The 18466-nt window shown below is 54.5% G+C and carries 17 protein-coding genes; 6 read left to right on the top strand and 11 right to left on the bottom strand.

Annotated features, from left to right (window positions below):
• Position 1: 1 nt before the first annotated feature.
• The 3 genes from AC6RNO_RS24060 to AC6RNO_RS24050 form a co-directional block, all read right to left on the bottom strand.
• Positions 2-316: a phasin family protein gene (locus AC6RNO_RS24060; RefSeq protein ID WP_474683578.1), complete on the bottom strand. Its 315-nt coding sequence runs from the start codon at positions 314-316 to the stop codon at positions 2-4.
• A 3-nt stretch (positions 317-319) separates the two neighbouring features.
• Complete coding sequence (locus tag AC6RNO_RS24055; RefSeq protein ID WP_497107020.1) at positions 320-454, bottom strand: hypothetical protein; 135 nt, start codon at positions 452-454, stop codon at positions 320-322.
• 73 nt (positions 455-527) lie between these two features.
• A complete protein-coding gene (locus AC6RNO_RS24050; protein WP_474683577.1) occupies positions 528-1172 on the bottom strand; it encodes an Lrp/AsnC family transcriptional regulator in 645 nt (214 codons plus the stop codon).
• A gap of 283 nt (positions 1173-1455) precedes the next feature.
• Between AC6RNO_RS24050 and AC6RNO_RS24045 the strand changes: the two genes are divergently transcribed.
• Positions 1456-2406 (top strand): beta-ketoacyl-ACP synthase III, encoded by a 951-nt coding sequence (locus AC6RNO_RS24045; RefSeq protein WP_488437490.1) that lies wholly within the window; start codon positions 1456-1458, stop codon positions 2404-2406.
• Entirely contained in the window at positions 2403-2546 is a 144-nt protein-coding gene (locus tag AC6RNO_RS24040; protein ID WP_488437489.1) for a hypothetical protein, read from the top strand. The genes AC6RNO_RS24045 and AC6RNO_RS24040 overlap by 4 nt, the downstream gene beginning before the upstream one ends.
• A 771-nt stretch (positions 2547-3317) precedes the next feature.
• Here AC6RNO_RS24040 and AC6RNO_RS24035 read toward each other — a convergent pair.
• The 6 genes from AC6RNO_RS24035 to AC6RNO_RS24010 form a co-directional block, all read right to left on the bottom strand.
• On the bottom strand, positions 3318-4190 hold the full coding sequence (locus AC6RNO_RS24035) for an aminoglycoside 6-adenylyltransferase (RefSeq protein ID WP_497107019.1): 873 nt from the start codon (positions 4188-4190) through the stop codon (positions 3318-3320).
• A gap of 187 nt (positions 4191-4377) precedes the next feature.
• Positions 4378-6228, bottom strand: coding sequence for an alpha/beta fold hydrolase (locus tag AC6RNO_RS24030; protein ID WP_497107018.1), 1851 nt, complete (start codon positions 6226-6228; stop codon positions 4378-4380).
• Between the two features lie 56 nt (positions 6229-6284).
• Positions 6285-6866: a TetR/AcrR family transcriptional regulator gene (locus tag AC6RNO_RS24025; RefSeq protein WP_474683571.1), complete on the bottom strand. Its 582-nt coding sequence runs from the start codon at positions 6864-6866 to the stop codon at positions 6285-6287.
• Between the two features lie 25 nt (positions 6867-6891).
• Positions 6892-7836, bottom strand: coding sequence for an MsnO8 family LLM class oxidoreductase (locus AC6RNO_RS24020; protein ID WP_497107017.1), 945 nt, complete (start codon positions 7834-7836; stop codon positions 6892-6894).
• A gap of 139 nt (positions 7837-7975) precedes the next feature.
• A complete protein-coding gene (locus tag AC6RNO_RS24015) occupies positions 7976-8989 on the bottom strand; it encodes an alcohol dehydrogenase catalytic domain-containing protein (RefSeq protein WP_497107016.1) in 1014 nt (337 codons plus the stop codon).
• Complete coding sequence (locus AC6RNO_RS24010) at positions 8989-9948, bottom strand: aldo/keto reductase (protein WP_497107015.1); 960 nt, start codon at positions 9946-9948, stop codon at positions 8989-8991. The genes AC6RNO_RS24015 and AC6RNO_RS24010 overlap by 1 nt, the downstream gene beginning before the upstream one ends.
• Positions 9949-10088: 140 nt before the next feature.
• Here AC6RNO_RS24010 and AC6RNO_RS24005 point away from each other — a divergent pair, with 140 nt between their 5' ends.
• On the top strand, positions 10089-10967 hold the full coding sequence (locus tag AC6RNO_RS24005) for a helix-turn-helix domain-containing protein (RefSeq protein WP_497107014.1): 879 nt from the start codon (positions 10089-10091) through the stop codon (positions 10965-10967).
• On the opposite strand, the gene AC6RNO_RS24000 is transcribed toward AC6RNO_RS24005, so the two are convergent.
• On the bottom strand, positions 10961-11278 hold the full coding sequence (locus AC6RNO_RS24000) for an SPW repeat protein (protein ID WP_474683566.1): 318 nt from the start codon (positions 11276-11278) through the stop codon (positions 10961-10963). The genes AC6RNO_RS24005 and AC6RNO_RS24000 overlap by 7 nt on opposite strands.
• Positions 11279-11490: 212 nt before the next feature.
• Between AC6RNO_RS24000 and AC6RNO_RS23995 the strand changes: the two genes are divergently transcribed.
• The 3 genes from AC6RNO_RS23995 to trhO all read left to right on the top strand — a co-directional run bounded on the left by AC6RNO_RS23995 (position 11491) and on the right by trhO (position 17512).
• Complete coding sequence (locus tag AC6RNO_RS23995) at positions 11491-15288, top strand: response regulator (RefSeq protein ID WP_497107013.1); 3798 nt, start codon at positions 11491-11493, stop codon at positions 15286-15288.
• Between the two features lie 175 nt (positions 15289-15463).
• Positions 15464-16531, top strand: coding sequence for a PAS domain-containing protein (locus AC6RNO_RS23990; protein WP_497107012.1), 1068 nt, complete (start codon positions 15464-15466; stop codon positions 16529-16531).
• A gap of 75 nt (positions 16532-16606) precedes the next feature.
• Positions 16607-17512 carry an oxygen-dependent tRNA uridine(34) hydroxylase TrhO gene (gene trhO, locus AC6RNO_RS23985; RefSeq protein WP_474683563.1) on the top strand — a complete coding sequence of 302 codons (906 nt, stop codon included), beginning with the start codon at positions 16607-16609 and terminating at the stop codon, positions 17510-17512.
• Positions 17513-18285: 773 nt separating this feature from the next.
• Here the strand turns inward: trhO and AC6RNO_RS23980 are convergent.
• On the bottom strand, positions 18286-18466 hold a 181-nt coding region (locus AC6RNO_RS23980; RefSeq protein ID WP_497107011.1), incomplete at its 5' end, for a hypothetical protein.

Here is an 18466-nt window from a genome sequence, read left to right as displayed (position 1 = left end):
GTCAGTTATCTGTATGATCCTTCCGTTGCAAAGCTTCCAAAGCATCCAAACGCCGTTCGATCCGCGCGATGTCCTCCTGGGTTGCCGGACGGTGTTCACCCAGAATAGCATGTACACGTTCCCGCACCATCGACTCTATGTGCTGCCGGGTTTCCTCGCCCTTCTTCACGAGCTCATCCACCAAAGCGCGCGATTCGGACCGGTTCACTTCGCCTTTTTTCACCAGCTCGTCGATCGTCTTCTCCACCTGCTCTTTGCCGGCAATCGCCAGCCCTAATCCCAGTGAGATCGCTTTTCCGATAGTTTCTTTCATCATAAATCACGGCTCCTTGTTTATCAAATTTAAAAGCTCATGCTCTCTGTTGATTCCCAAAACGTAATCCATGGCAGGATGCGAAACGCCGTACCAAGCATGCTCATCTTTATTATGGTGCAATAAATGTTTCTTTTTCATCCACCTCCCCCGAGCGTTCCGGGGTTCCGGCCTGCAAAAGACCCAAAAACAAAGCAATCGAGGACGGCTTGGTTTAAAAAGCCTCACTCAGGAAATTGGAGAGCAGTTCCTTCTCTTCCCCGGAAAGATCCGCGATTGACTTCAAAAGCTGGGATACGAGTTCCGTAATTTCAATGCCCAGATCATCGTTCATCGTTTGTATCACCGTGCCGAGGACAGTTCCGACGAACATCGTCATCCCTGTTTCCTTGCTCGGAGCCCTATGAACAATGTGATGGATCAACGACTCGGTTTTGCCTCCGAGCTTCTTTAAGTATATAAGCAGCAAGCCGATCATGTATGCGCAAAAATTGATGCGGGTATTGATTTTCGAAATCTCATCCATCATTTTGCGAAGCGCCTCGTTGAGACTGCTGTGCTTCAAATCCTTGAGCAGCCTGGAAATGCTGCCGACCGTTTGATGCCAGTCCGCCGGATCGAGCGTTTCGCTGCGCAGCTGCTTGAACAGATCCATAGCTTTGGAAGTAGGCACGAACACAACCTGCGAGCGCCCGGTTTCTTTGGCGTTCACCTCGTAGCTGCGTGAAATGAAACCCAGAGTTTCTATGCCTTTAAGCATATCATATGCCGTCCATTTGCTCACGCCCAGCGCTTTAGCCAAAGTTTCGTAATGAATGGGCAAGTTCGTTTTCTGATACAAATCGATTAATTTTTGCAAAAATTGCTGACGGCGTTTAGTAAGCGACTCGATAGTTCCCGCACCTCCAATGCTTGATGATGTGGAAAAGTGTTTTTGGGTTTTTTGTGGTTAAATCGTAGCATCGAAAACAGGTAAAGTCAAGGCACGTGCACAAGCGCCTCTTCACGGCGGCGGCATTGCGTTTTTTAATATTTCCTTTTCAAACGACCTGTGTTATATTTTGATCTGCGCCTCTTTTTTGGTTTTTTGGGTGGTGTTTTTGTGTCTTTTGTGTATGTAAATTGTTTGGAGGGGATCACTCGTGCATTCACATCCCGATCGGTACGGGGTCGCCATTGCAGGTGCGGGATCGTATGTACCGCCCGGCTTGGTAACCAATTTTGATTTATCCGCGACGCTTGAAACATCCGATGAATGGATCGTCCAACGGACGGGCATTCGCCAAAGGCATATTGCAGCGGAATCGATGGACACGTCCGACCTTGCCGTTAGGGCGGCAGCGGAAGCTTTAAACCGGGCCGGGCTGCTGCGGGAGCAAATCGACCTTATCATTGTCGCCACTTCGACTCCTGAGCATGCTTTTCCGCCAACAGCCTCGCTGGTCAAGCAAAAGCTTGAAAGCCGCGCGCCCGCATTCGACATTTCGGCGGCTTGCTCAGGCTTTGTGTATGCCCTATCCGTCGCAAGCCATATGATCCGTTCCGGCGCCTGCAGCAACGCCCTGGTGATCGGCGCGGACAAGCTGTCGAAGCTGGTGGATTGGAACGACCGCAATACCGCGGTCCTGTTCGGGGACGGAGCCGGCGCAGCCGTGCTGCAATCCCGGGACTGCACGTTTCCCGGCTTTTCTCTGCTCGGTTCGGAGGAAGGAGGAGCGGAACTGCTGAAATCGCCGGTCGCAGGCCCCATTGCGATGAACGGGCGCGAAGTTTTCAAGTTCGGGGTGCGGATCATTGATGTTTTGCTTCGAAAAGTGATGGCGGAATTGAACCTTAAGATTGACGACATCGCTCTCATCATTCCGCACCAGGCCAACATCCGAATGATCGAAAGCGCCGCCGAAAAAGCGAATATCCCTATGGACAAATTTTTTGTGAATATCGAAAAATACGGAAATACTTCGGCGGCATCCATTCCGATAGCCCTTGCCGAAGCGATGGCGCAGCAACGTCTTCATTCCGGGGACATCGTCGTGCTGATCGGTTTTGGCGCTGGATTGACATGGGGAGTCCAGGTCATTCAGTTGGCTTGAACGTCCCGGCAGCGGCAAGCCCGGCCATGATCGGGCCGAGCACGTACGGCGGTGGCAAGCCCGGCGGCGAAGAGGAGCAGGCGTTGACAAATTTGCGGCTGCTCGTAACAGGCGCCTGCGCTTCGCTGTCTCCCGGCTAAACCGCCGTGTCCCCCCCATCCACCAGCAGGCTGTCGCCTATAATGAATGAAGCGTCGTCGCTGAAGTGGGGGGCACGGCCCTTCTTACCCAACCCACGCCTCCCCTGTACGAATTGCGGTGTTGAAGTGGGTGGGCACCTACCCACACCTCTCCCGCAATAAGGGGGGCTCGCTGTAGTTGGGGGGCAGCCCTTCTTCCCCACCCCATGTCTCCCCTGCGCGAATTGCGGTGCTGAAGTAGGTGGGCATCTACCCACATCTCTCCCGCAAAAAATGGGGGGGCTCGCTGTAGTTGGGAACGCAAGGGGGCTCGACAAGGAATAAACATGCAAAAGTGCAGGCTTTTTCCGCAAAAAAGGCCCATTTGGGCGAAAAGCCTGCGATAGTGCAGGAATTTTCGGTGAAAATGAACCTGAGCCCCTGTTCACGGCGAAAAGCCTGCACATTTGCAGGAATTTTCGTGGCCAGCGCATCTACCGGGCAAAAAACTGTACTTTTGCAGGTTTTCCTCATGCAACCAGGCAGATTGTGCAGCTGGCTCTGGCGTGCGGGTACTGGGCAACTGGGCAGATTGTGCAGCTGGCTCTGGCGTGCGGGTACTGGGCAACTGGGCAGCCTGAACAATCGCAAGTTTTCGGTACCGCCGCCTGGCCTGGCCGCATCATGAATGACTGCGCCAAAAACGAGGCCCCTCAGGCGGCCCGAATATTAAAAAAGGCACACCCATGCCAAAAGCGCATCGGTGTGCCTGATTCATGCTATGCTTGCCCGCTAAGTGGCCCCTTGGCCTTCATCCAAAGACTCGGCGTCCGGCGGCAATTGTCTGATTTGTTCAATATAGGCCGTTACATTGCGGTCTTCCAGTATCGGATAGCGGTATCCCAATCGTTCTGCGAGCGGCATGCCGACCTTGCGAATCAACTCGCCCGCTTCAAAAAGCTTGTTCCACTGCTCTTCCGGGTCGGCGCCCACATAGAGCGAAATATACGCCTTGTAAATGTCAGGCCCCAGAAACCGCTTGAACCATTTTCCGGAACTGCCGACGTTCACCTGCCAATCATGGTTTATGCCCACATGCCACTCCAGAAGAAAGCGCAGCGATTCCATGAAATAATAGTCGTAGAGGTTTTTCACTCGCGGAATTTCGTCCCGCCACAGTTCTTTCGCGATATACACCTGGAGCCACCACAATTCAACGAGGTGTAGATCCCACAAATCTTGCGAAGGCCGCTTGATGAAATAGGATCGGTCGCTCGGCTCAGGCAGCTTCAAATTCAAGTCGTCCTTATCGAGCAAAACTTTACTTAACGAGTCTTCAAAAACTTCCCGAATATTTTTGATGTCTTTAAAACTGAGATCGATTCTGACGCTGTCTTTGAACTGCATCATGTAAATGGAAGAGCCGTCCTCAAAATACTCATATTGAACGACAACGCGTTCGCCGAATTCGGAGATCCAGCTCCTGTCGGCATTGTACGGATGACGCTGCAAGTCGGCCATATAATAGTCAACGTCATAATCCTGCATAAAATCTTTCGGGGCATTCGGATTCGTACGCGAGCCGTTAAGCACAACACATCGAATATTCGGATCCCGACCGGCAAATTGCAAAATTTGCGCCAGCACTTCTTTTTCATTTCGCATAATCGTTTGACCTCCGCATTCTTTTTGGTATAGATGAACTTCACAGAATGCGGCAGGGGGGCCACGAGCGCGAGTGATTCAATCGGCTTGTTATAAACGATTCAACATTTTGTTCATCGCCTGATCCATCCCTTCATTTTCCACTACCAATAAGTTACCATTTCTTCGCCGGTCGTGCAGCTCGTAATTATGGCAAAATCAACTGCCTGAGATGCCTGGCCGTTTGCTCCGGGTGCGACAGCGGAAAATGATGAGCCTCCGGAATTTGCACGGTGCGCAAGGAGCGGTAACGTTCCGGCAATTGATATACCCGGTCCTTTGTACCCCATAGGATCGATATTTGCCCTTTGAGCAACGCTGCGGGCGAAACCTCGAAGCTCTCCGCGCGCGTGAGGGCGGCAAGGGCTTCGGCGGTCGTCTTCCGGACGCGCGGCGACCGCAGTTCCCCGAGGACATAATCGGCATACGCCGGCGGAATGTCCTCGATGCGCTCGAAGCAGCTTTGCGCCAGCAGCTGCTTCCGCAAGCCCGCCGCGTCAAGCCGGCGCAGCGCGAGCTCCGTCATGCGCGCGCTGCGGTACAGGCGCGGCGCGCTGTGCAGCACAGGCTGCAGCAGATGCAGCCCGGCGATGAGCTCGGGTACGCGTTCCAACGCTTTAGCGGCGAGCAATCCGCCCAGCGAATGACCGACCAGCGTAACCGGGGTGTCGAAAGAACGGATCGCCTGTACCAGCGATTCGACATGTCCCTTCAGCACACCCTGCCTGTGATGGTACGGGGAGCGGCCGAAGCCGGGGAGATCGACCAGGCATACGGACGATTCGGGGAACTGATCGGCAAGCGGGATCAGACAATCCGCTCCGCTTAAAGTTCCGTGCACGAACACGATCGGCGGATTCGTTTCCGGACCGCTTCCCTTCCGCTCCAGCGCCGCCAAAGGTCCGCGTTTGCTGTGAAAATATCCGGCCGGGTCAGGAGCGGAATGATGGAGCCTGAATTCCAGATCCGTGAATGTGAACGGCAGGACGGTTGCATTCACGGCATGGGCCAGCCCGTGTTTGCGCTGAACACCGCGCGCGGCTTCCAACGGGTAGCCGACATCCACGATAAAATCGAGCGATTCCTTCGGGATACCCAACTTGCGCCCCAACGGGGTGCCAAGCACTTTGGACAGCAAGGCCGGCGTTATCGAGCCGAGCGGCTTGCCGACCCGAAGCTCCTTGGCCATTTCCGATGCCAGCTTCACCATCGAAGGATTTTGCCGCTTTTCGTCCATCAAGTAATACGTGCCATTGGCAGGTTCGGACTCACCGGCAAGAGCGCTGATGAACTCGGCTGCGTGGTCCACGTGAACGAGCGGAAGCCAATGCGACTTGCCGCCGGGAACGAGCCCCATCAGCTTGCGCGCCGTGGAACCGACAAGAATGCCTAGCCCGCCGGTCTGCGGCGTATTTCCGTGCTCGGAGCTGCCGATGACGACGCTCGGATGGATGACGGAGAGCGGAAATCCTTCTTTGCGTGCGCCCCGGCGAATGTGCAAATCGGCCAAAAACTTCATCCGCTCATAAGGCGGATATTTCTCCAAACGGGCGATGACGGGTTCCGGCGAGCTCGCGTTCTCATCGGTGACTGGGCTTTTAAATCCAACCACATGGATTAAATGCCGCAGACCCTTGCGCTTATGAATGTGCGCAGCCAATGCCAGCATCTCGTCCGCAGCTTGCAGAAAAGCCGCCCGGGCCTCCTCCTCGCCGAGCAAAATATCCATCGGGCCGCCCGCATGGATGATGACATCCGCCGCCAAAGCCAGCTCCCTGTCCGCCTCGGTCAATCCGAGACCGGGCGCAGCCAAATCCCCGATGACCGGCGTCATGTATGCGGAATTCCACCCTGCTTCCAAGCTCATCTGTCTGTTAACCTGCTCCCATTTCTTGCGCGACCGGGCAAGAACCGTGATCGTATGCTTCTCCCGGGAAAGCTGCAGCAGCGTATGCATGCCTATAAAACCTGTACCGCCAGTTACAAAAATGTGTGCCATTTCATTCGCTCGCTTTCTTTTTTAGCACTAAACAGTACTAATTTTTATTAAAAAAATTACTTTAGCAAAAATGCTAAAGATAAAAGTGAATCCTCCAGCAGGGTTGGATTTTGGCTTGCATGCCGCAGGAAAAGTCCGCCTTCGATCGCCGAGACGATGAATTGGGCGGTCGGTCCAACAGGCAGCCCCGCCTTGAACTCCCGTTTGTTCATGCCTTCGATCAGCAGAGCTTCTACCGTTGCGACCTGGTCGCGGAAAAAACGGCTCAGCTTCTCCTTAAAAACCGGTACATCCTGCGGCATTTGTGTGTAAAGGGTAAGAAACGGACATCCGCCCAAACATTCCAGCTCCTGGCGGGTCAGCATGTGCAGCAGCGCTTCAAAGCGTTCCCGGACGGACTTGTCCGTGCGCGAAGCGGCTTCGGCGATCATCCCCGAGTACATGTGAACGAGTTGATCGAGAATCGCCGACAACAGCTCCTCCTTGCTTTTGAAATAGTAGTAGATGTTCGTTTTGGACACCTTGCTCACGGCTACGATTTCATCCATACTTGTGGCAAGGTAGCCTTTGGTGAGAAACAAGGAGGCGGCGACTTCGAGAACGACATCGCGATTCGTTTTTTTATGTTTTTTCATCATGATTAGTACTATATAGTACTGAAATCTATTTGTCAAAATCGCCTGAAATTCCCGCGGCAGCAGCAAGCAGTTCAAAGGAACGGAGCCGCTTCGCATAGTCCGGTATCATCGTAACGGCCAAAAACTCCTCCACCTCATGCTGCTCTTTGAGCTCCGTCAACTGAGCGATCACCGAATCCCCGGTTCCCGCAAGCAGCTTCCCGGCAGCCGAAGACGCCCGCTCCGCTCCCGGCTGCATGCCGAACAGAACGCCTCCGGCAGTGCCCAGCCGCTGCGCCTCCTCCACCCTATCCGCGCATACGACGCCGACGGCGATGATGACCCGCGGCTTCCGCAAAAGCGCCGAAGGCCGGAACTGCTGCCGGTACGCGCCAATCGCTTCAGACGCGTCCTGCTCGCTCATGAATTGTCCGAACACGTAGCCTGTTCCGAATTGGGCCGCATAAGCGGCGCTCTTCAGGTTCGTTCCGAGCATCCACACCTGCGGCGGAACAGCAGGAACGGGCCTTGCCGTAACTAGCTGGCCCTCGCATTCATAATCGCCGGACAGCAGGCTCATCAGCCCTTGCAGCGTGTCCGGCAGGTTGCGGACGTTTTCCAGGAAATTGCCGCTTAGCGCAATTGCCGCTTGGGCCGAAGCGCCGGGCGCCCGGCCGATTCCGAGATCGATTCGGTCCGGATACAGGACGGACAGCGTATGGAATGTTTCGGCTACTTTAAGCGGCCTGTAATGCGGCAGCAGAAGCGCGCCGGAACCGAGCCTGATCCGGCTCGTCCGCGCGCCGATATGAGCAAGCAGCACTTCAGGCGACGTGCAGGCCAGACCCTGCATATCGTGATGCTCGGCGACCCAGTAACGCGAATAGCCGAGCTTTTCTGCGGTTTGCGCAAGCAGCACCGACTGTTCGAGGGCATAAGCCGGTTCGGCGGGTGCGAAGACGGGAACTAGATCCAACACGCTAAGTTTCATAGCAAAAATCTCCTCCTTTTGCCATAATGCACCAAAAATACAACGTGCACAACCCCGAATTCCCCCAACAGCAAAAAAAGCCCGTTCCGCAGCAGCCGAAGCTGTACGCGAAACAGGCGGATCCGCCTAAATATCCGGGCTACAATTCAATCATCGCTTTGATCACTTTGGATTCGGGCTTCAGCCAGGAATCGAAGGAGTGAATTGCATCGGCAAAAGGCACGCGGTGCGTCACGTAGCTGCCCGCATCGATGCCGCCGCTCTTTAACGCGCCGATCACCTGCTCAAAATCCTCCTTCGTGGCGTTCCGGCTCCCCATCAGCGTCAGCTCGCGCTTGTGAAATTCCGGGTCGTGAAAAGCGATATCGGCCTTGACCAGTCCGACGAAGAGCAGCTTGCCGCCGTGGGCGGCGTAGCCGAATGAATCGGTCATCGATTGCTTGTTTCCCGTCGCATCGAAAACCGCCGTCGGGAATTCCCCGTCCGTCAGAAGCGCCAGCTGCTCCCTGGGCTCGCGCAGCGCATGAACCGTGTGGTCGGCCTTGGCCCACTGCCGGCAAAACGCCAGCCGCTCGTCGTTCACATCCATGGCGATGACCCGCGCGCCCTGCCGCTTGGCAAACGCCATGACGCCCAGCCCGATCGGGCCGGAGCCGATGACAAGCGCCGTTTCCCCGCGGCGCAGCTCCGCTCTCCGGACCGCGTGAGCGCCAATGCTCAGCGGCTCCACGACCGCCGCCTGCTCCAGCGTCAAGCCATCCGTCTTGATCAGATGGCTGACAGGGACGGAGATATATTCCCGCATCCCTCCGTCGGCATGAACGCCCAGCACCGACATATCGGTGCAGCAGTTCGTTTTGCCCCTCCGGCAGGCGATGCAGCTTCCGCAGTGCATATAGGGGATGACGCTGACCTGATCGCCGCTCTCGAGCCCGCATCCGTCGCCTGCGACGGCTTCAACCGTGCCGGACAGCTCATGGCCAAGCACGCGCGGATATGTAAAGAACGGCTGATTCCCTTTATAGGCGTGAAGATCCGTGCCGCATATGCCGATCCGCCGGATGCGCACAAGAGCTTCGCCCGGAGCCGGAACGGGGACGGGCAGGTCAACGAATTTCAGCGAGTCCGCTCGCTCGCATACGATTCCTTTCATCACAGCGCCTCCCCCGCCGATTGCCCGGCATCGTTGTACTCAGGCCGGCCGCTCGGCCAGCTGAGATTATGAACGGGCTGCAAAATGCGCAGCACCTCCGCCAGCAGCTCCCGGTCGATCGGCTCCTCCGTCCACGCTATATTGTTCGCGATATTCAGCGGACTGGCCGTGCTGACCAGCGTCGTCGGGATGCGTTCGTTAGCGGTGGAGAATTGCACCGCCAGCTTGGCAATATCGGTACCCCGACCGGCACAGTATTCCGCCGCTTGCCTGCAAGCCGCCTTAATCGGCCCGCCTGCCGGATGCCACTCCGGCGTTCCCCGCGTGCTCAGCAGCCCCATAGACAGCGGGGAAGCGTTCACCAATCCGATGCCCCGCTCCTCCAGCAAGGGAAGCAGGCCGAGCAGCGCCGTATCGTTCAGCGAATAATGGCAGTAGGATAAAATCACGTCCGCTTCAACACGGGGCAGCAGCCTTTCAAACAACCGGATCGGCAGGCCGGAAATGCCGTAAAAACGTATTTTGCCCTCCCCCTTCAATCGCTGCAAAGCCGGGATCGCTTCTTCTACGATCTGATCGGCGGACGCAAACTCGACGTCATGCAGGAAAAGCAGATCGACATAGTCCGTATGCAGACGCCGGAAGCTTTCTTCCAGACTGCCGGCAATCCGCTCTTTGGAAAAATCGAAGCTGTCCTCGCCGTACCGTCCCACCTTCGTGGACAGCACCAACTTGCCGCGCGGCAGCTCCCGGACCGCTTTGCCCAGCACGGTTTCGGCTTTCGTCAAGCCATAGTAAGGGGCCACGTCGATGTAGTTGATTCCCGCATCGACCGCCGTATGTACGGTGCGGATTCCTTCCGCTTCATGCGCATCCCGGAAAACGCTTCCAAGCGAAGATGCGCCAAAGCTCAAAACGGAGACGTCCAGTCCCGTTCGTCCTAACGATCTGTATTTCACATCCATCACTCCCCATTGCGGATTTCTTCATTTCCTTTCATTTTATCAGCAATATCGAAATAAAAAATGATTTTAAATAGCAAATATATACTCTTTTTTGATATAATATTCAAAAAATATCCGGCCCGGAGGAGCAATAGATGACCCCTATCCGCAAGCAATTCGCAGCAGAATCCGCATTCCCGTTCGCATTTGTATACAAAGATACGAAAAACATACAAAGCGAGCTGCCGGACCACCTTCACGACTGGTATGAGCTTGTGTACGTGTACCGGGGACAAGGCACTTTCTTCATCGATCAAACTTTCTATGATATGCAGCAGGGCGATCTGTTCGCGATCCCGGGCAATACGATCCACCGGGCGCTTCCCGACAAGGACGATCCGGTCACCTCTTCCGCCGTCTTCTTCAGCCCCCTGCTCGTCCGGCATGCGGCGCTCGGCGATTCGTTCTCTTACCTGAGCTGTTTCGAGCAAGCCAAAAAGCGCAAACAGTACAAATTTGCGCTCGAATATTCGCAGCAGTCCGCCATCGAAGCCGGCCTCGAACAAATCCAGCTCGAGATGGCGGCCAAACATCTGGGTTACCGTCAGGCGATTGTGCTCCATTTGCAGCAAATACTGCTCCCTATGAACCGCACAGTCGAGCCCGGAGGCCGCCACCGCATAGCGGATTCGCCGTTCGGCCCGTTATGGATCCGGGAAATACTGCCGTATATCGACGAGCATTTGCACGAAAGCATCGGGCTTGCCGAGCTCTCGCGCAGGGCAGCCGTCACGCCGGCTCATTTCAGCCGCTCGTTCAAACAGTTTACCGGAATGAATTTGACCGCTTATGTGACGACCAAACGGATGATCCGCGCCAAGGAGCATCTGGCCGTCTCCGACCATACGATCGGCCGCATCGCCGAGCTTTGCGGATTTGAAACGCTGCCGCACTTTCACCGCATGTTTAAGCGGATTATGGGCTTGACTCCGGCCGCCTACAGAAAATCGCTGGAATCAGGCCGCTCTCATTGATAATCGTCGTACAGACTCGAATAATTGAGCAGCAGCGTTAAGAAGCCGGCTACGATGAAAAGAAAAAATCCCAAAATTTCCAAATGGTACACGTTAGGGAAAACGATGAAGCAAAAACCGGTAATCAAAGCCGCCCAGTTTTGCCATGCTTTTTTTCCCGATTTGCCGATCGCCAGCAAGGAGCAAAGAAACTGAATAGCACCGAGCGCTACGCAAACGACCGTGGCATTTTGCAGCCCGGAGAAGCCGAATATCCAGGGAGCGGCAATAAAACAGACGCCAATGCATGCAGACAGCACATTTTTGATCATGGCCCGTCTTCACCTCCATGATGAACCTTGATCCCATTATATGCAAACGCTTTCAGATATGTGCCGCAGGCTGTCGCCTTTTTGTGAATCATGTCCGCGTTTGCCGATTCTGCATGCCGTGAAAATTTAGACTGACTGTTCTCCTGATGATTCCGCTATAATGGATATAATTGATGCAGCAACCATTCTTAATTTTTTTCGGGGGACAGCCGATGTCATCTTCGCTTCGTTTCAAGTTACTTGCAGCCTTAGTGCTCATTACTTCCATATCTTTATTTATCGTCGGTTTCGCCAATTACAAGCTGTCCAGAGACAGATTGATCCAGCAGTTGGAAGAACAATCGCTCTCCACAGTTAAAAATTCAGCGCAAAATTTGTATGACTTTCTTTCGATTCGTCTGGCCGAGATTGAATTGATCAGCCGCATGAGCGTAATGAAGCAGGGGACGCTGAAGGAACAGCTCGATTTTTTGAACCAGGAGCTGCGGGCCGGCGGGGAACGCTACGACTCGATGGGAATCGCCGACCTTGCCGGCAATTTGACGCTGACTACAGGCGAAGTACTGAATATCCGGGGAGAAAAATATTACACGGACGCCATGTCCGGTAAAACGTCCATCTCCGACCCTTATTTCTCGAATAAAGGGGATTACATCATCAGCATCACCGTACCGGTATTTAACGACCGGAAGCAATTGATCAGCATCGTCGATATTTCGCTCGACGCCGCGGCAACGTTCCGCCAGCATCTGGTTCCGCCTTTGCTGAACGGACGAAATCTGCTGATCAACCGCGAGGGGCTCATGCTGTACAATACCCAGCCTTCGTTGATTTTGAAGCGAAACTTGTTCACCACACTCGCCGATAAAGCTCCCGAGTTCAAAGAGATGCTGTCCCATGACTCCGGCTCTTTCAACGTCACGTTCGACGAAAACGAAATGCACCTTTTTTATACCCGCGTGCCCAAACTGGATTGGTACCTCGCCTATTCCGTGCCCAAAAGCACGTTCGAAGCGCCGGCCGAGCCGCTGCTGTGGACGACCGTCGGCTTGATCGTGTTCACCGAGCTTGTCCTGTCGTGTTTGATTTATTGGACAGCCTATTCGCTCATTATCAAACGCATTTTGCAAATCCTGCACGTTACCGAGGCGGTTGCCGACGGAGATTTCTATATGAAGCCGCTTTTCTTCAAAAGCAAGGACGAGCTCGGGGCGCTGGCCCACTCGGTGAACGGAATGATCGAGAACTTGCGGGAGCTTTTCGAGCCGTTCGAGGCTTTTATCCGGCATAATCAGTATGCGATGATCGTGATCGATCCCTGCTTCACCGTTCTTCATTTCAATCAGCGGGCCGAGGAAATGCTCGGCTATTCGTACGCCGATGTCGTGAAAAAGGCGACGCCTGCGCTGTGGCTGGACCACGGGCAGCTTCAGGACAGAGCCGCGCGCTACTCGGCCGAGCTGAACGAGCATGTGCCCGCCGACAGTACGGCGCTCGTCATTAAATCGCTGCGCAGGCGGCGCGAGGATACGGAATGGATCTGGCGCCGCAGGGACGGCAGCCGCCTGTATGTGGAATCGAACATCAGCGTCATTACACATCCGGACGGAAGCTTGAAAGGATACGTGTGCATCGCCCGGGACGTCAGCGAAATCAAGGAAAGCACGGCTACGAAAGAGCGGCTGCTCGCTATTATGGAAAGCGCCCACGACATCATTCTCACCTTTGACCGGAAGGGCAACATTTTGTACATGAACCAGGCCGGCAAAAAATATTGCGAAATCGGCGACGAAGAGCTGGCGGTTCGGCGCCATTTCAGCCATTACGTGGAAATTTTGTGCAGCGTCGATTTTGACGAAGGGTTGGCTCTCGCCGTCAAGCAAGGCTTTTGGGAGTTTGAAGCTGAATTTTTGACCAGGAATAACCGCGCTCTTTTTATGTCGCTTATTATTGTTCCTCACATTACGACGGAAGGAAGCGCCTATTACTACTCGGCGATCACCCGGGACATTACGGATCAAAAGCGCTCGCAGGAAGAGCTTATCCGGGCCAAGCGGGAAGCCGACGAGGCCAATCAGGCCAAGAGCATGTTCCTTGCGCGCATGAGCCACGAAATCCGTACTCCGCTAAACGGGATTATGGGATTGACGTATTTGCTGGAGCGTACCGGCATGTCCGCGCTTCAGAAAGACTATGTCGGCAAAATCGCTTCATCATCGCAGGCGCTCTCCCAAATCATTAACGATATTCTCGATTTCTCCAAAATGGAAGCGGACAAGCTGACCTTCGAGCGCATTCCGTTCCAGCTGGCGGAAACGCTTGACCGGATTTGCGAAACTTTGAGCGTCCTGCTCGGCAACAAGCCGATCGAGTTTATTTGCAGCGTAGACCCGCAGGTTCCTTCCACCCTGGTCGGCGATCCGCTGCGGATTTATCAAATTTTGCTCAATCTGACCAGCAATGCGGTTAAATTTACCGAAGAAGGATCGATAACTGTGCGGATCGGGGTCGAGGAGTCCGGGCAGGAGTCCGGCCAAGACGAGGTGCTGCTCGCTATTACGGTCAGCGATACCGGCATCGGCATTCCCGAATCCCAGCTAACGAAGCTGTTTCAGCCTTTTGCCCAGGCCGACGGTTCAACAAGCCGCAGATTCGGAGGCACCGGACTGGGACTTGTCATCTGCAAAAATTTAATCGAACAGATGGGCGGCAGCCTCGACGTCTGCAGCGAGCCCGGCGCGGGCAGCGAGTTCCGGATGCGCATCCCTTTCGAGCTTTGCGCTCAGCAGGAAACCGCTGCACCGCTTCTTCCGGTGAAAGCGCTCGTCGCCGAAGACGAGCCGGCGCTGCGGGAAACTTTGGTGAACATGCTGCATTCGATTTGCGAAGAAGCGGCCGGCGTTTCCTCCTGGACCGAAGCGTTGAAAGCGGCGGGCGTAATCCCGCTCGATCTGCTGATCCTTGACATGGAGGCGCCGGATATGTACGGAATAGAAGCATGGTTGGAGATGAAATTCATCTGCGACCGTCACAACATCCGCACGATTCTGTACACGTCCTTGGCAGGACACGATGCGCTCGCCCAGCTTCCGGAAGAGGCCAGACCCGACGCCGTGTTGGTCAAGCCCGTAAGCCTGAGGGCTTTGCAGCATGCGATCGACACTGTAACGGCCGCCGGCGCCGTGGACTCCGTTGAGCAGACGACGGAGGGCAAGCAGGCCAAAGCGGAAAATGAGGAGCGCATTCTGATCGTGGAAGATAACGAGATCAATCAAATTGTCGCCCGGTCGCTGCTGGAGAACAGAGGCTACGCCGTCCAGGTTGCCAACAACGGATTCGAAGCCATCAACCAGTTGTACAACGGCGCCTGCTCGCTCATATTGATGGATATACACATGCCTGTTCTGGACGGCATCGAGACGACCGTGCTCATCCGGCAATTTCCGGAACTCAGGTCAATCCCGATCATCGCGCTTACGGCCGATTCCACGAACGAACAGCGCAAGGCGTGCCTTCAGGCAGGTATGAACGACGCAATTGCAAAGCCGATTCATCCCGACAGTCTGTTTGAAGTCATCGACCGCTATTTGGCGAAGGACAAGCAGACTCCCGAAGACTACCCGAAAAACTTGCCGGATACCGCTCCGCAGCGGCCTCACTTTGAAGCTTGTCTCGATACCGGGCAAGCACTCGAACGATTAGGCGGGCGGGAATATCTCTATCGCCACATGCTGGACAAATTCCATGATCAATTCACCGATGCGGTGCCGCAGCTGCAATCGATGATTCAATCCAACCGTTACCCGGAAGCGTTGCGGGCGCTGCATACTTTGCGGGGAGCGGCCGGGAACATCTCGGCAAACCGTGTATTGCAGACGGCCAGCGAGCTGGAGACCGCGCTTGCGAATGCGGCGGAGAGCGAAGGGCCGGCGCTTTTGCTGAAGCTGCAAACCTTTGCGGACGAAATGAGCGAGTTGTTTCAAGCCATAGAAATGATGAAAACAAGATAAAACAGTATGTTCCATGCATAAATAGAACTAATTAACTAGTTTAACCAAGTTTTTTCAGCGTTCCTACAAATTTCGACACATTTCGCGAAAACTTCCGCCTATAATCAAATTACCCTCATAGTCTAAAAGAACTAATAAACTATCAGGGTATTTTATTCGGGAATGAGGGAAGCGCTTGCTTACGACAATCTCAATATTTCAACTGCAATGCGTGCATGCCTTGCTGTCTTTTTTGATTTCTGTAATCAGCTGCTTCCTGTTTACTTTTTTTTACCTGGTCGTCGACCGTTCTTCGCTTGGCACCGTCAACCGGACATACATGAAGTGGGGCAGCTTCGCGGCCGTCGGCTTTTCCTATTGGCTCTCCCACACCGCAAGCGCAGTTGCGGTTCCGCAAACCGCCGCTCATTCGGATCTGCTGCACAGCGTATATTTCGCTTGTATTCTCGCTTATACCATGCTATTGATGCACATGGCCGCACACAAAACCGGGCAAGACGCAGCAGCGGCGTCTTTCGGCTGCAGCTTCATGCTCGCCGGAAGCGCTTTACTGTTTGACGGGATCAGCTATTGGGCTATGTATCCCGATTTAATTATGTGGAATCCCGTCCTAACCTTGTCTTCGCTCATGATAGCTGCAGCCGTGGTCTACATGCTCTTTCGCTTCCTGCGCCTTCTGATCGGACAGCATCCGCCCGGCATCGGCATGATCGTGCTGTTAAGCTGCATCTGCGGAGCGGCGCTCAGCATGTTCCCGGTCTTGACCAAGCTTTCGTTTCTACGTCTTAACGGCGGGGAATCGGCTTATTACGTCGCATTTACCGTGGAGTTGGCGGTGCTGCTTATGCTTATGAAGCTATCGAATGCCGGTGCTTACCGGACCCTCGATCAGCCGCAATTGCCCGCAGACTTGGTCGATGAACCTGATTCGGCAAACAATCCTGACGCGGTTTTCCGCCTCGATCAATTGGCACGAATCTCCTATCTCAACCATTCCATGTTGGCACTTTGCGGCTACAGGCCCGACGAGCTGATCGGCCAATCCATCACGAGCATCATAAGCTCCGATCAGACGACAGCGGCATTAGAGCAATGTTACCACGGGTTTACGGGAATCTCGCGGTCTTTTGACAGCAAGCTTCTGCGCAAAAACGGGGACAGGCATTTTTGCCGGATTTCCATGATTCCGATATGGAACAACAATAAAATCATCGGACTTTACATGGTAATGAAACTCGATTGAAATATATGCCGATTTGTGTCACTATTATCATATGCGTTTTACAAGCATGCAATAAATACGTATAGGTGGTTAATCATGACAACAACGAACGCGCCATATCGAATCTTGTTATATTATAAATTCGTCACCGTTCCCGATCCCGAAGCGCTGGCCAAAGAACATTTGGCTTACTGCAAAAAGCTCGGGGTCAAAGGACGCATCCTGATTGCCTCGGAAGGAATCAACGGCACGCTTTCGGGCACGGTCGAACAGACCGAGGCTTACATGCGGATGATGCGCCAAATCCCGCTGTTCCGGGACATCGTCTTCAAAATAGACGAAAGCGACAAGCACGCTTTTCAAAAAATATTCGTGCGCCCCAAGAAGGAGCTCGTTACGTTCCGTCTGGAAGAAGACGTAAACCCGAACGATTTGACAGGCGTCCACTTGAAGCCCAAACAATTTTACGAAAAGCTGCAGCAGGAAGACGTCATCGTGCTCGACGGCCGCAACAACTACGAGTACGATATCGGCCATTTCCGGGGAGCGATCCGGCCTGATGTCGAGACCACAAAGGAATTCCCGGAGTGGATCCGCGACAACCTGCAGGAATTCAAGGACAAGCCGATTCTTACTTATTGCACCGGCGGCATCCGCTGCGAGAAGCTGTCCGGCTTCCTGCTCAAGGAAGGCTTCACGGAAGTGTACCAGCTTGACGGCGGCATCGTCAGCTACGGCCACGACCCGGAAGTGCAGGGCCGCCTATTCGACGGCAAATGCTACGTGTTCGACGAGCGCATTTCCGTGCCGATCAACCGCACGGACGAAGATGTCGTCATCGGGCGCTGCTATCATTGCGGCAAACCCGAAGACCGCTACATCAACTGCGCCAACGACTACTGCCACTTGCAGCACATTTGCTGCGAAGAGTGCGAGGAGGAGCACAACCGCTTCTGCTCCAAGGAATGCGAAGAAGCGACGCTTGCCCGCATGGAAGCGTAACATAAAGGTGGAGCAGAAGGTTATTCTGCTCCACCTTTTTTTCGGCGGCGGGCCGGCCGTAGCCGCCGGCCGTGCAGCCGGAAGCCCGCTGGGTGACCGGCGGGATCGACGCGGCTCTCCGTTGGTGCAGCCGGATTGGGCTGCCCCCGCTGCTGAGTCGCCGGGATGGGCGCGGCTCTCTCTTGGCGCAGCCAGTAAGGGCTGCCACACACTGCTGAGTCGCCGGGGGTAGGCGCCCGATTCTCTTGGCTCAGCCGGTAAGGGCTGTCACACACTGCTGAGTCACCGGCATAGGCGCCCGACTCTCTTGGCTCAGCCGGTAAGGGCTGCCACACACTGCCGTGTCACCGGCATAGGTGCCCGACTCTCTTGGCTCAGCCGGTAAGGGCTGCCCCCACCTAGGACAAGGTAAGCAAAGGCGTGGAATGTTTCGTTGAGCCGTCTGACTTGGCGGAACTGTTCACGAAACGGCTTGGCATGCCGAAAGCCTGCAAAAGTGCAGGTTTTTTCCGTAATAACGGTTCATTTGGGCGAAAAGCCTGCAATTGTGCAGGAATTTTCGCTCAAAATGAGCCTGAGCCCATGTTCGCGGCGAAAAGCCTGCACATTTGCAGGAATTTGTCGTGGCCGGCGCATCCATCGAGCAAAAACTGCACTTTTGCAGGTTTTCTTCGCGCAACCAGGCATATTATGCGACTGGCTCTGGCGTATGGGCGTGTGGGTTTCTCCACATCTAGAATGTTTCGTTGAGCCGCCTGACTTGGCACAGCCGCTCACGAAACGGCTTGGCATGCCGAAAGCCTGCAAAAGTGCAGGTTTTTTCCGCAAAAACGGCTCATTTGGGCGAAAAGCCCACTAGCTTTGCAACAAACCTGACATGAAAAATTTTGTTTCAAAATGTTCCTAAAATTGTATTTTATTGATACTTTTATCTGGTGGATCATTAAAAAATCT

This window comes from Paenibacillus sp. sgz302190, from assembly GCF_059820445.1.
The sequence above is the reverse complement of the archived record's forward strand: the minus strand, read 5'-3'. Positions and strand labels throughout refer to the sequence as shown.

Bases quoted from the DNA above. Each gene is read 5' to 3' on its own strand.
- AC6RNO_RS24060 (WP_474683578.1), bottom strand. From the start codon at position 316: ATGATGAAAGAAACTATCGGAAAAGCGATCTCACTGGGATTAGGGCTG.
- AC6RNO_RS24055 (WP_497107020.1), bottom strand. From the start codon at position 454: ATGAAAAAGAAACATTTATTGCACCATAATAAAGATGAGCATGCTTGG.
- AC6RNO_RS24035 (WP_497107019.1), bottom strand. From the start codon at position 4,190: ATGCGAAATGAAAAAGAAGTGCTGGCGCAAATTTTGCAATTTGCCGGT.
- AC6RNO_RS24030 (WP_497107018.1), bottom strand. From the start codon at position 6,228: ATGGCACACATTTTTGTAACTGGCGGTACAGGTTTTATAGGCATGCAT.
- AC6RNO_RS24025 (WP_474683571.1), bottom strand. From the start codon at position 6,866: ATGATGAAAAAACATAAAAAAACGAATCGCGATGTCGTTCTCGAAGTC.
- AC6RNO_RS24020 (WP_497107017.1), bottom strand. From the start codon at position 7,836: ATGAAACTTAGCGTGTTGGATCTAGTTCCCGTCTTCGCACCCGCCGAA.
- AC6RNO_RS24015 (WP_497107016.1), bottom strand. From the start codon at position 8,989: ATGAAAGGAATCGTATGCGAGCGAGCGGACTCGCTGAAATTCGTTGAC.
- AC6RNO_RS24005 (WP_497107014.1), top strand. From the start codon at position 10,089: ATGACCCCTATCCGCAAGCAATTCGCAGCAGAATCCGCATTCCCGTTC.
- AC6RNO_RS24000 (WP_474683566.1), bottom strand. From the start codon at position 11,278: ATGATCAAAAATGTGCTGTCTGCATGCATTGGCGTCTGTTTTATTGCC.
- AC6RNO_RS23995 (WP_497107013.1), top strand. From the start codon at position 11,491: ATGTCATCTTCGCTTCGTTTCAAGTTACTTGCAGCCTTAGTGCTCATT.
- trhO (WP_474683563.1), top strand. From the start codon at position 16,607: ATGACAACAACGAACGCGCCATATCGAATCTTGTTATATTATAAATTC.